The following is a 13,497-nucleotide window of genomic DNA, read 5'->3' as shown; positions in this document are numbered from 1 at the left end:
TCTTCCATCCGAGCGACGAACTCACTGCTGGATTTGGTGAGAATGCACCATTGTTTTTTCAGTTGAGGTTTAAGTTTTGTTTTTTTAACGTCGTCCGAATGGTTTCCCGCCCCACCGATTCCAGAATATTCAACTCGATCACCCGGCGAGTGAGCAGACGAACAGTCCAGCGAGCATACCCCTCAGGCGGCTCGGAACAGGCTAACGTAATGATTCGGGCTTCCACTTCATCGGTCACCTGCGAAGGACGTGCCGGTTCGGCTCGCTTGCGGTAGCTCAGCGTCTCGTGAAGGCCGCGGGTACAGTAGTCTTTTACGGTGTAAAAGACCGTGACATCGCTGACCCCCGAACGCCGGGCAATTTCAGCCTGTTTCGGGATGGCTTCTTGGTTTTCGTCTGAAAGCAGCAGTACGAGACAGCGGCGGCGAATGCCAGGAGACGTAGAATCGGCATGAAGAAGTTGCTAGATCCATTCACGTTCCTTTAGCTCAAGTCGAACCTCATATTTTTTGTTCATGAGTAAGCCCTCCTCAGCTTCTTAATTATAGAGATTTTAAAACTAGAATCGCTTTTGGCCAAGGTACTAGTATGGTTTTTATGCCTAAAAAACTCCATTATTATACATTTTACAATTAGTATATGTGATTAAATATACACTTATTTTTAAAAAAATATAAAAAAACACAATTTATTCAAGAAATTGTAACACATGATTTTCCTTTTGTGATGTATGATTTCTATACAGCTTGCATATCTATACATCGTATAGCTTACATAGAAGGAGGTGAAGGACATGTTAAAGCAAATTAACGTTATTGCAGGGGTTAAAGAGCCTGTACTTGCTTATGGTTGTTCAGTCAACGATTATTGTTACTTTTGCGATACTAAAGATTATTGTCGCGCATGTGATGGATCTGATTGGTGTAACTATTCTGATACCTAGAATATGTCAAGAATCAAAATATCTTGTCCTTCATTATTTTTGAGATAATTTATTTTCACTTTTCTAAGCGGGATTAATTTTCATTTAATCCCGCTTTTCCTACGTAATCATTATATATAAAGTGAGGTTTTTGAGATGAGTAATCTGATTCAAGATAAAGAAGATAAAATCATTGATTTTCTCCCCTATAAATTGTTCGAGGTCGACTCAAAGTATTACTTCTATAACGTAATAACCAACGCGATCTTTGAGATCGACTCAATGATTATTGATATTTTAAATAGTAAGGGCAAGAGCGAAAATCAAGTCATTGAGGATTTATCCAAATGTTATGAGCTGTCAAAAGTCGGAGAAGTCATACAAAATATGAAAGAAGCTTACATTATTGCCACCGATACCAATAAATCAGAGGTTGAAAAAATTGGTATACTCAATAAATCACAAAAAGCTTTCAGACTATCCTCTCTGACCTTGTTTATGGTTCAAGAATGTAATCTTAGATGTACTTACTGTTACGGAGAAGAGGGAGAATATAATCAGAAAGGAAAAATGACCTCTGAAATTGCTAAAGCGGCTGTAGACTTTCTTATTCAACAGTCGGGAGAAATGGAGGAATTAAATATCACTTTTTTTGGCGGGGAACCCTTATTAAATTTCCCTCTAATACAAGAGACTGTACACTACGTTAATGAACAATCTCAAATTCATCATAAGAAATTTTCTTTTTCTATAACCACTAATGGTACACTCATCACTCCTAAAATCAAAAGCTTTTTTTACAAACATCATTTTGGTGTGCAAACTAGCATTGACGGTGATGAAAAAACACATAATTTTAATCGTTTTTTCAAAGGTGGACAAGGGTCTTATGATTTACTGTTAAAACGTACAGAAGAAATGAGAAATGATCATAAAATAGGTGCAAGAGGTACAGTAACACCTATAGAGCTTGATCTTTATAAGTCTTTTGACCATTTAGTAAAACTGGGTTTTAGAAAAATATATTTGTCCCCAGCGCTTTATTCCTTATCGGACGAGCACTATGATATTTTATCAAAAGAGATGGTTAAGCTGGTAGACCGCTTTCAAGAATTATTAGAAAATGAAGACTATGCTACAGCCAAAAAAATGTCCAATGTCCTTAGTATGCTAAGTAAAATCCATTCCGGCGGTCCTAGAATTCACTTTTGTGGCGCAGGTACGAATGCTGTCGCTGTTGATGTTAGAGGAAATTTGTTCCCTTGCCATCGGTTTGTAGGCGAGGACGAATGCTCCATCGGCAACCTGTTTGATGAGGATAAATTGAGCAGACAATATGATTTTATAGAAAATTCAACGATAAGAAATAGAACAACCTGTTCAAATTGTTGGGCAAAAAACCTCTGTGGCGGAGGATGTCACCAAGAAAATTTTGCAGAGAATGGAAATATCAATCAACCTGTCAGTAAACTCTGCAAAGTAACCAAAAAATTCATTACTTCTACTATAAATTTATACCTTAAACTTACCCAAGAACAAAGAAGCATCCTTTTTGGTCAATAATTTATACTTCGGCATTGTACACCCATCTACTTCTTTTGTAATACAGCAATGCCGATACTGTTATACCCTGGCTCCTAATTCTCAATTATGGAGGACATACTTATGATACAATTGATAAAAGGATATATTAAACCTCTATTGCCACTTCAAATTACCGCACTCTGCATAATTATAATAAATATATTGTTTATGATATACCAACCCATTTTAATGCAGAGATTGATAGATTCTTATAATGCTAAAGCACTTTCTGTTAAGGAAATAAGTTATTTTGGTATTCTTTTTTTATCCTTACTGATCGGAGGGGGATTGACAGCGGCACTTAGAGATTCACTTATTTTTAGAATTCGAAATTTGTTACAATTTCGATTAAGAAATGATATCTATAATCAAAATCTTAGTCTACGAAGCCATCAGCCTTCCGGTAAGATTATTTCTTTAATCTATAATGATGTCGAGGCGTTCACAGGACTGCTAAACCAAGCATTTATAGCTATGTTTACCGATTGTTTGACGATTATCGCAACCGTAATTGTCCTTTATTTTATGGATTGGAAGTTGGCAACGATATCCTTGGTTTTTATACCCATTTACTTTTTCTTATACTACAATTCCAAAAAGAAAGTGTATCAGTTAAATATAATTTACAAAAAACAGTACGAAAAGGTAATGGAAATACTACAATTAGGTTTAAAGCAAAAGTGGACCTCGGTTAGATTTAACCGCCAAAGGTATAGTAGTGCCTTATTTTGCAGAGAACAAATCCTTCTGATTCGTATTTTGAAAAAACTTTTTTCTCGTGAACTGCTACTAGGCATAATCAGTAACTTTTTAAGCGGTTTTTTCCCTTTACTTTTACTAATCATTGGCGGCTTCTTATTAATTAAAGGAGAAGTCACCTTAGGCACGCTCGTCGCGTTTAGTACATATATAGTCAAACTGTTACAACCTGTATCACGCTTATCACAGTTGAACGTAGGTGTTCAATCAGCTATAGCTTCTGCCGAGAGGATTCTTGACTTTTTGAATTTAAAGGATATTTGGAACGGCAATACCATTTTTTCAAATATAGAAAATGCAATACACGTAAAAAACGTGTCGTTTTCTTACAATAATCAAACCTCTGTTCTTGATAATATCTCGTTTGAAATCAAAAAAAATCAAATGTTAGCTATAGTAGGAGGAAGTGGATCTGGTAAAACTACGATTGCAAAGCTTTTAACAGGAGAAATTGTTCCAACTAAAGGTGAGATTCTTTATGATAATCATAAATTACACGATTTAAATAAAAGTTCCTTCTATAAAAATATAGCGGTAGTAACACAAGAAGAGTTATTAACAACAGGAACTATATTCGAGAACATCGCTTTTGGAAATAAAAATGCAACATTAAATGAAGTCATTGATATTTCGAAAAAAGTCGGGTTACATGACTATATTTTATCACTTCCCCAGAAATATAATACGTACATCATTTCCGAAGAATACGACCTTTCTGTGGGTCAAAAACAACGTCTTGCTATAGCAAGAGCACTGCTACATAACGCAGAGATACTCATTTTTGATGAGATGACATCTGCTCTTGATGCTGAAACTGAATCCTTGATTCTACACCTTTTAAATGAACTTAAGGGTGAACGAACCATTATTATTATTGCTCATAAATTCCAGACCGTAATACATTCGGATCATATCTTAGTTATTCAAAACGGTCAAATTATAGAGCAGGGTAGCCATGCTAATCTAATGTCGTATAATAGCATCTATTCTAGCTCATATATCAAGCAAAAGGATTTCCTACAAAATGATGTATATGAGCACTCATATAAATAGTGGAACGACTGAATGGTTCAAATCCTCTCACATAAGCTACTGAGTTTTCGTTACCTGCGAACAAGACCATAATTAATTAAATCCTTTAAAACAAAACAACGTAAAGTTGCTTAGGCCTCAGTAGTCACGTTGATATTGTTCAGGAATGGAAGGCTTGCCGCGCAGCGCGATAGCAGCATGAGTCGATCAATACGGTTAACGCAGCATACCGCGTTCGCCCCCGACCAGATCGGCATCTTTGCTGCCGATGTCAGACTGAGCCAAAGCCGGGTCCTCCAGCGACCAATGGTCATTATGCCGATATATCACAGCATGTACGGATGAGGCCGACCAAGCAGGAACAATTACAAAAAGTCAAGCACAAGAAGCGAATCGTTCAGAGCGACGCTTCTTTTTTTTGTTTTGGTGCGTGTTTTTTCGGTTTTTTATAGAAGATGTCACAAACAGCCGCGTGGCATTCGTTATACAAAATGATGACGGACACACAAGGAGGTGATCCTATGGTACGCTTCGGTCCCGGGGCCAACGACCATACAGAACATGTAGAATCCGTCGTAGAATGTGTCAAAGCTGGCGATCAACAGGCATATGCCACCATCATACGAACTTTTGAAAAGCAGATATATACGTATTGCTATTACATCCTGAAAAACCGCGAGGAAGCGGAGGATGCGGTACAGGACATTTTTATCAAGGTATATCAGGCGATAGGGAAATATCGGCAGCAGGTTTCTTTTTCAGCTTGGCTTTATAAAGTCGCGTATTATCACTGCTTGGATCAAATCAGGATAAAAAGCCGCTGGTATCAATTCATATCGACCCAAAAGGAGCAACAGCTACATGCCGATGATTATCATCCATCTCATGATGAACGTGAAGTCGATGAGCTTTTGATGAATCTGAATTCGGAAGAAAGAAATCTGGTGCTGTTGAAAGCTGTGGAACAATACAGCTTTGAAGAGATCGGACAAATTATGGATTGCAAGCCTGCAACCTTACGCAAAAAGTATGAGCGGCTACGTAAGAAGCTGATTCAGCAAAAACTGAAAAAGGGAGGGCTAACGAATGAGCGCATGGTCAGATCAAACTGAACACGAGCAAATGGAGCAAATTCGTCGCACAGTTAAAAACAAGAAGATGCCTCAGGTTAGCTACACGGATGACATTATGAGGAGATTAGGGGAAATGGACATGGTGAGCAGGAAATTAATTCACAAAAAAGACACATGGACTAAAAAAATAGCTATCGGTGCATCTGCTGCTGCAGTGTTGGGAGGGGTGGTATTGGGAAGTGGTTTTGTATCCCCAGCCATGGCTGAAGCGCTGAAAAATATCCCGCTGCTCGGTAGCGTCCTCCAATATAATTTTGACAGCAGCTTGCAGCAAGCCAGTAAATCAGGACTGACCACGTCACCTAATTTAAGTGTAACCCGCGATGGAGTGACCTTGAACATCAAAGAGGTTATGTTTGACGGAACACGGCTGGTGTTCATGATTGAACGCCAAGGGGTAGAAGACGAGAGGATTATGTCCCCTTATTTACCCGAGGATGCCGTGAGTGTCGAGGGGAATACATTGGAGAAGGTACCCGTGGAAAAGCAAAAAAAGGGGTATTTGTTCATACCTGATGTCTTTATTGAAGGACAAAAGATGGTGTACGGCTCGTTTACGGACGCGGTTGGCAAAAAGGAAGACGGCAAGCTCATCAACAATATGGCTATGTATGAAATCACCAAAGGACTGTCGGAGAAAAATCTCCCTGATGAATTTGAGATTACAGTAAAAGTGAATGTGAGCGGCTTTCAGGAGCCCTTTGAATTTCAGGTGCCGGTGAAGAATTTATCCAAAAACAAAATTTTGCTTAAGCCTGATAAGACACAGAGCAGCGGAACGTTCAGCTACACGGTGAAGCAGATAGAGCTGACTCCGGTGACAACCCGCCTTATTGTGGACAGCAAGGGGCAGGTGCCAAGCACCGCGGAGCAATCAGGCAATTTAAGCGCGACCAAAATGTATTACGACATTGTGGATCAGGACGGAAATCAGCTGGAGCAGCACATGTTAGGCTTATCCCATCGCAGTCCCGATCTCGAATACCATGAAGATGAAGCATACAGTCCATTTGCAAAAACACCGACCTCTATTACGATCAAGCCGTACACTATGACGGTTAAGAAGGACTGGTCAGTTATCGAGGATCAAGAGGGGAAAATGCTTAAAACGTATCATAACGATTTGGAAATGACGATCCCAGTCCCAGCTCAACCCAAAAATGAACAATAAACGAACAAACGATAAAGGAGAGACAATCTAATGGAGCAACATAGTAAACTGAAGCGCATAATATTCAAATCGGTTATTGTGGCTTCTGCGACCATGATTATGGGGACAGGCGTAACGATTTCCGATACAGCATCGCAGATTCAGGCAGCAGCTGCAACATCAACTGCCTCGGCAGCAAGCACAAGCAGTCTGACCCGGGATGGCGTCACACTGACCATCAAAAAGGTGAAATATGACGGGATACGTCTATCCGTTCAGGTTGAACGTAAGGGGATCAATAAGGTCGGCATGATGCCTTCTTACAGCAAAGACAAATCCCGGAAATTAGAAAAGGGCTACTTACTAGATCCCCAAATATCTATCCATGGAGAGAAAATAAAATTAATGCGTGTCACAGACGCGGTATTTCAAGATGGAAACCATAAAAAAATGCTGGATAATGCAGTAGAGATCATAATAGATAAAGGATTATCAGATAAAAATTTGCCGGATACATTTGAAATGGCATTAAAAATCAGTGTTAGCGGTATTAAAGAACCGTTTGCATTTAAGGTGCCTGTGGAGAATACCGCGAAGGACAAGCTGGTCCTGAAGCCGGAAAAAACGAAAAGCAGCGGCGGGTTCAGTTATACCGTCAAGCAGATTGAGCTCGCCTCGGATAATACCCAGATCATTATTGACAGCAATGGTAAAGTGCCGAGCACAGCTCAACAGACTGGAAATTGGAGTGCGACCAAGATGTATTACGACATCGCGGACTCCCAAGGCAAACTTATTGAACAAGACGCGGTGGGGATATTAAGCAAGGCTCCGGCACTCAAATATCATGAAGTTGAAATGTATGCTCCGTTTGCAGCCAGACCCTCTTCCATTACCATCAGGCCTTATACGCTGACCGTCGACAAGAAATGGAATCCTGTGGAGGATGCCCAAGGTAAATGGGTTAAAACGTATCATAAAGATTTAGAAATGGTAGTCCCCGTTGAGTAAATAATCTGATATCAAAAACGAAAGAAGCGGAGCGAATCGTTCAGGCGACGCTTCTTTTTGTGCTTCAAATGATTCAATTTTTCACTATAAAAAGAGCTTGATAATAATTATCATTCTTGTTAGAATATTATAAGAAAGAAGGAACCCGGGCAGGGGCTCCTTCATTGTGAAACTACGGTTTGGCTTGGAAACAAAGGTTTATTTTGCTTCAAAGGTTTTGCAGTCCGTTTCTTCGGACTTGTGAGTGTCTGCAGGTCTGTTGCTCACGATATAAATGGAGCTTGCGCTACATTTATTGTCTTGGGCCCAGTACGTACAGGAGTTAACTTCACACAGAACGTCTTTTGCCATGCTGTTCACCTCCTTATATGGATGTGATGGGCTAAGCAAATATAATCACGGTCAGGCAAGGTAGGACTTGTCCAACTGTAGTCACCCTCTTGGCAAGCAGAGGGTTTTTGCTATGCGTACTTGTACAATATCAAATGAATTTTAAAATTGCAATATTTGCTTCATTTGCGGCTCAAAACGGACACAGGTGTCCCTTTAATTAAAACAAAAGCTGTCCTTCGTGCAGAGTAGAATGCTCTGCTGCCGAAGAACAGTTTTTTTGTTTTGCCAACATAATCATCACGCTACTCAAAAGAGTTAGCGAACGTGAGGAATATTTACGATGGGATCAATGTCAGCCTCGTAGTCTACACCTTCGAATTCAAAGCCAAACAGTTGGAAAAACTCGCGACGGTACCCATCGAGATCGGACAGCTGGTAAATATTGTTTGTTGTCAGCTCGTCCCATATTTTCGCAACCTCTATCTGCACGTCTTCACGCAGCTCCCAGTCATCAATACGAATCCGTCCCTCTTCATCCACAGGAGTTTCAGGAGCATACAGACGCTCGGCAAACAGGCGGTAGCTTTGTTCTATACACCCTTCATGCAGCCCTTTTTCCTTCATCACCTTGTACAAAGCGGAAATATACAGAGGAACGACAGGGATGGCAGAGCTGGATTGGGTAACAAGTCCTTTGGTGACTGCGACAAAGGCGCGTCCACCTGTGGCTTTCAGTTGATCATTCAACTGACGTGCTGTCGCCTCCAGGTGATCCTTTGCACTTCCGATACTGCCTTCTCTGTAAATGGCTTGCGTAATATCTGAACCAATATACGAAAAAGAAAAGGTGGTTGCAGTATCAGCCAATACACCGCCTTCACGCAAGGCGTTAATCCACAACTTCCAGTCCTCACCGCCCATGACCTCTACAGTTGCTTGCACTTCTTCTTCCGTTGCGGGTTCCAGTGTAACGCTGCTGATTTCACCGGTGTGGAAGTTGACGGTTTTATTTGTATAGGGTTTACCAATAGGTTTGAGTACGGAATTAAACGTTTCACCTGTACGGGGATTCGTACGGCGGGCAGAAGCGACACTGTAAATCACCAGATCGACTTGTCCCAGCTCTTCGCGAATCACTTCCACCGTTTTGGTTTTGACTTCATCCGAAAAGGCATCACCTGTTATGCTCAAGGATGTAAGCCCTGCTTCCTGAGCAGCCTTTTCAAATGCAGCAGAATTGTACCAACCTGCCGAGGCTGTACGTGTGGCTGTAGCATTACTAGGGCGATATACACCGATTGTATTGGCCTTCGCTCCGAATGCGGCAGTAATACGGGAAGCCAACCCATACCCGGCAGATGCCCCGATGACAAGCACGTTACGAGGCCCCTTAATGGCAGTACGGGCCTGCACATAGTCAATTTGCTCCTGAACATGTTGGGCGCAGCCCACCGGATGAGCAGTGGTACAGATAAAGCCACGTGTTCTTGGTTTGATAATCATGTTATTGTATTTCCTCTCTTCTTGTAGCAATCTTCACCCTTACTATTTTAACTTTTAACAATTTTTTTTCAAACGTGGATTTCTGAGAGTATGTTTTCACTGAAAAGAGTACCCCTGGGCAGGGTGGCAAGTGCCTAATAGCCTGCATATGATGCTGTAACGATAAATACGAGAAGGGAGAGAGCTGCTTGAAGAACAAGAGCCGTAAAACCACCAGAAACAAAAAGCCGCTCTATAGTGTAATTGACCCGGATATGAATGAATTAAGCATGATACAGCGCTTGAAGCCACAGCCTGCGGAGAGGGAGACCGAAGCAAGACTTCATCAAGTTGCTTTTCCGCCTCCCCCAATAGCAGAGGAGTTGGAGGAGCAGGCTATTGTCGAACCTGAAGTTGATGTTGTGCAGGAGACTGAGGTTGAAGATGACAATGAAAATGAAGAAGAGACTCAGGTCTCGATGGAGGAAGCAAACGAGCCAGAGCCTCAGCCTGATCCCATTGATGTCGAGGAAATTTTGAATAACAAGAAGGCGCCCCATGTAAACAATGCTTTCATTTATACAGATGATTTGAGCGATTTCGCTGTGACTGGTGAAAAGATTGCTCCTGCTTCCATCGACTCCAGCAAGCTGAAACAAGAGAGCATCCAAACGGAATATCTGGCGGATTATGCTGTTCAAACGATTAAAATAGCCGACGGTGCAGTGACTTCTTCGAAAATTGCTCCTGATTCTATTACGGTAGAGCATTTGTCTGATGCATCGGTGGCAGGCAGCAAATTGCAGGATCGCTCCATTGGCGGTGAGAAACTTCGTGATGGCAGCATCACCCCGGAAAAGCTGGCTGATAAGATTATCAGCGGTGATCATATTGCAAATGGCTCCATTGAGAGCCGTCATTTCAAGCATTGGATTGTGTCTCAAGACATGCTTCAAGATCAGGCGGTTACCTCTGATAAAATTCGCAGCGGTACAATTCAATCGAACAATTTGGCTAATGAAGCCATCGACAGCTCCAAGCTTGGAGAGCAGTCTGTGACCACTTCCAAACTGCGGGATGGTGCTGTGGATGGTTCTAAAATTCAGGCTGGCAGCATTGAGAGCGCACACCTGACCGATCATGCCATTCATGCCCGGCACCTGGCTCCCGGTTCAATCAACCGTCAGCAGCTTGCAGGCGGAATTGTGGGCAAGGAACAGCTGGAGGAAGGTACCGTCAGTGGACGTCATCTGGAGCATGAGGCGGTCACCGGGGAGCATATACAGGCAGAAGCAATTGAAAGAAAACATCTGAGTCCCGGCGCTATTGGAGAAGAGCAGATTGGCACAGGTGAAGTGACAGCCCGGCATCTCGCAGACCGGAGTATTCAGTCCAATAAGCTGGCGGATCAGTCGGTAGGCTCTCTGCAAATCGTCGATCAGTCTGTGACTTCCTCCAAAATATCGGATCAGAGCATTTTGCCACACAAAATTGCCGATGAAGCGGTACTTACCAGACATATTGCTGCGTCAGCTATTAAAGGTCCTCAGCTTGCTCCGGAGGCGGTCTCTTCATTACACCTTAAGTCTGAAATTATTCGTAAGCATCATATCGTAGCCGAAGCAGTGACGGAGCAACATTTGCAATCAGGGGCAGTAACGAGCGAGAAAATAGGGAAGGGTGCAGTTCTGGATCACCATGTGGCGAAACAGGCTATCAAGGAAAACCATATTGCTCCGAACTCTATTAAGTCTGACAAAATCGCTGAAGAAGCGGTGACGGAGACTAAAATAGGTACAGGAGCGGTCACCGGAAATAAAATTGCGCCACAAGCCATTACACACGTACACATTGCAACCGGAGAGATTCGAGAAAATCACCTTGCCAACAACAGTGTGGGTGGAAAGGCATTGCAGGCTCAATCGGTCGACTCGGCACATCTGGCCCACAGCTCTGTGCTAAGCGAACATCTTGGAGAGGGCAGTGTAGGAACCTCGGCCTTGCAAGGACAGTCTGTTACCGCAGATATTTTGGGTGAAGGTGCGGTTCAAACCAGACATCTGGCAAATGGAGCAGTGTACTCCCACCATTTGCAGGATCATGCTGTCACTTCGTTGAAACTATCGCCGGAAAGTGTGGCTACGGACAAAATTAATGATTTGGCGATTACGGCCCCAAAATTAGCAGAAGGCAGTGTAACTTCCTCCAAGCTGTCAGCTCGCTCTGTGCAGCCGTGGCACATTACGGATAAAGCCGTGCAGAGTAACCATCTGGCTGTAGAAGCGGTGGAGGCGAATCATCTCGCTCCTGAATCCGTCACCTCCGACCATCTGAAATCTGCATCGGTTCAGACTAAACATCTTGCCCCGGATAGCGTATCCGGTCATGCACTTCAATCGGAAAGCGTCACCTCTAAGAAGTTAGCGGCTCGGGCTGTGCAAGCTTCCAATCTGGCGGAAAATAGTGTGGGCCCTGGGCATCTGGCTGCACAGTCCGTACACACCCGGCATTTGGTAGCAGGAGCAGTAGAGGAAACCACACTGGCCCAGAATGCTGTAAAATCTGCGCATCTTGCACCGGAATCCATCCAATCAGAGCACTTGCAAAGCGGGGTCATTCAGGGAGAGCATATCGCATTGCAGGCTGTGGGGACCCCGGCCTTACAGGATGAAGCGGTCACCTCTGCCAAACTGGCGGAGGAAAGTGTAACCTCCACCAAGCTGTCTGCCCATTCCGTGCAGTCCGGGCATATCGCGGACGAAGCTGTACAAAGCAACCATCTGGTTGTGGCGGCTGTGGATTCGACACATTTGGCTGCCGGAGCAGTGACCTCGGTTCATTTACAGGCTTCCTCAGTGCTTACGAGACATCTGGCCCAGGATAGTGTGTCCGGTCGCGCGCTCCAAGCGGAAAGCATCACCTCGGAAAAGCTGGCGGCACGCTCAGTGCAAGCATCGAATCTCGCGGAAGACAGCGTCGGCCCTTCACATCTATCCTCGCAGGCCGTACACCCCCGGCATTTGGCGCCTGGAGCAGTACAGGACAGAGCGTTAGCAGAAGGGGCTGTAAAATCCGTGCATATCACACCGGAATCCATTCAATCAGAGCACTTGCAAAACGGGGTCATTGAGGGAGAGCATATCGCATTGCAGGCTGTGGGGACCCCGGCCTTACAGGATGAAGCGGTCACCTCTGCCAAACTGGCGGAGGAAAGTGTAACCTCCACCAAGCTGTCTGCCCATTCCGTGCAGTCCGGGCATATCGCGGACGAAGCTGTGCAAAGCAACCATCTAGCTGTGGCGGCTGTGGATTCGGCACATTTGGCTGCCGGAGCAGTGACCTCGGTTCATTTGCAGGCTTCCTCAGTGCTTGCGAGACATCTGGCCCAGGATAGTGTGTCCGGTCGTTCGCTCCAAGCGGAAAGCATCACCTCGGAAAAGCTGGCGGCACACGCAGTGCAAGCGACGAATCTCGCCGAAGGAAGCGTCGGCCCTTCACATTTGTCTGAGCAGGCCGTACACCCCCGGCATTTGGCAGCAGGAGCGGTACAGGACATAGCGTTGGCAGAAGGGGCTGTGAAGTCTGTGCACATTGCATCGGAGGCCATCCAGCCGCACCATCTGCACATCGGAACCATCCAGGGCGTGCATATCGCATCAAAGACGATATCGACCCACGCATTGCAAGATGAATCTGTTACGTCTGAAAAACTGGCGGAGGAAAGTGTAACCTCCACCAAGCTATCCGCCCATTCGGTGCAGTCCGGGCATATTGCGGATGAAGCCATACAAGGCAGTCACCTGGCTGTGGCGGCTGTGGATTCGGCACATTTGGCTGCCGAAGCAATTACCTCGGCTCATCTACAGGCTTCCTCGGTGCTTACGAGACATCTTGCCCCGGACAGTGTGTCAGGGCGTGCGCTCCAAGCGGAAAGCATCACCTCAGAAAAACTGGCGGCACGCTCAGTGCAAGCGACGAATCTCGTGGAAGGCAGCGTCGGTCCTTCACATTTGACGGAGCAGGCCGTACACACCCGGCATTTGGCAGCAGGAGCGGTACAGGACATAGCGCTGGCAGAAGGGGCTGTGAAG

10 protein-coding genes are annotated in these 13,497 nt (G+C 44.2%); 7 read left to right on the top strand and 3 right to left on the bottom strand.

Annotation, left to right across the window (positions count from 1 at the left end; genetic code table 11):
• Positions 1-58: 58 nt before the first annotated feature.
• A complete protein-coding gene (locus LCF57_RS24185) occupies positions 59-361 on the bottom strand; it encodes a helix-turn-helix domain-containing protein (protein ID WP_226002987.1) in 303 nt (100 codons plus the stop codon).
• A 432-nt stretch (positions 362-793) separates the two neighbouring features.
• Here LCF57_RS24185 and papA point away from each other — a divergent pair, with 432 nt between their 5' ends.
• The 6 genes from papA to LCF57_RS24155 all read left to right on the top strand — a co-directional run bounded on the left by papA (position 794) and on the right by LCF57_RS24155 (position 7,591).
• Positions 794-943, top strand: a complete 150-nt coding sequence (papA, locus tag LCF57_RS24180) for a freyrasin family ranthipeptide (RefSeq protein WP_226002934.1) — start codon at positions 794-796, stop codon at positions 941-943.
• A gap of 135 nt (positions 944-1,078) precedes the next feature.
• Positions 1,079-2,485, top strand: a complete 1,407-nt coding sequence (papB, locus tag LCF57_RS24175) for a PapB family radical SAM/SPASM ranthipeptide maturase (RefSeq protein ID WP_226002933.1) — start codon at positions 1,079-1,081, stop codon at positions 2,483-2,485.
• Between the two features lie 102 nt (positions 2,486-2,587).
• Positions 2,588-4,318 carry an ABC transporter ATP-binding protein gene (locus tag LCF57_RS24170; protein ID WP_226002932.1) on the top strand — a complete coding sequence of 577 codons (1,731 nt, stop codon included), beginning with the start codon at positions 2,588-2,590 and terminating at the stop codon, positions 4,316-4,318.
• 500 nt (positions 4,319-4,818) lie between these two features.
• Positions 4,819-5,409 (top strand): RNA polymerase sigma factor, encoded by a 591-nt coding sequence (locus tag LCF57_RS24165; protein WP_226002931.1) that lies wholly within the window; start codon positions 4,819-4,821, stop codon positions 5,407-5,409.
• Positions 5,384-6,601, top strand: a complete 1,218-nt coding sequence (locus LCF57_RS24160; RefSeq protein ID WP_226002930.1) for a DUF4179 domain-containing protein — start codon at positions 5,384-5,386, stop codon at positions 6,599-6,601. Before LCF57_RS24165 ends, LCF57_RS24160 begins: the two co-directional genes overlap by 26 nt.
• 30 nt (positions 6,602-6,631) lie before the next feature.
• Positions 6,632-7,591 (top strand): DUF5643 domain-containing protein, encoded by a 960-nt coding sequence (locus LCF57_RS24155; RefSeq protein WP_226002929.1) that lies wholly within the window; start codon positions 6,632-6,634, stop codon positions 7,589-7,591.
• Between the two features lie 198 nt (positions 7,592-7,789).
• Here the strand turns inward: LCF57_RS24155 and LCF57_RS24150 are convergent, their stop codons facing one another.
• Both LCF57_RS24150 and fabV read right to left on the bottom strand, forming a co-directional pair.
• Positions 7,790-7,942 carry a DUF1540 domain-containing protein gene (locus LCF57_RS24150; RefSeq protein WP_081752092.1) on the bottom strand — a complete coding sequence of 51 codons (153 nt, stop codon included), beginning with the start codon at positions 7,940-7,942 and terminating at the stop codon, positions 7,790-7,792.
• A gap of 297 nt (positions 7,943-8,239) precedes the next feature.
• On the bottom strand, positions 8,240-9,427 hold the full coding sequence (fabV, locus tag LCF57_RS24145; RefSeq protein ID WP_226002928.1) for an enoyl-ACP reductase FabV: 1,188 nt from the start codon (positions 9,425-9,427) through the stop codon (positions 8,240-8,242).
• A 188-nt stretch (positions 9,428-9,615) separates the two neighbouring features.
• On the opposite strand from fabV, the gene LCF57_RS24140 reads away from it, so the two are divergent.
• Positions 9,616-13,497: hypothetical protein (locus LCF57_RS24140; protein WP_226002927.1), on the top strand; the 3,882-nt coding region annotated here is incomplete at its 3' end.

Source organism: Paenibacillus sp. BJ-4, from assembly GCF_020404765.1.
Taxonomy (GTDB): Bacteria; Bacillota; Bacilli; order Paenibacillales; family Paenibacillaceae; genus Paenibacillus.
This window is presented reverse-complemented; position numbering and strand designations above follow the sequence as displayed.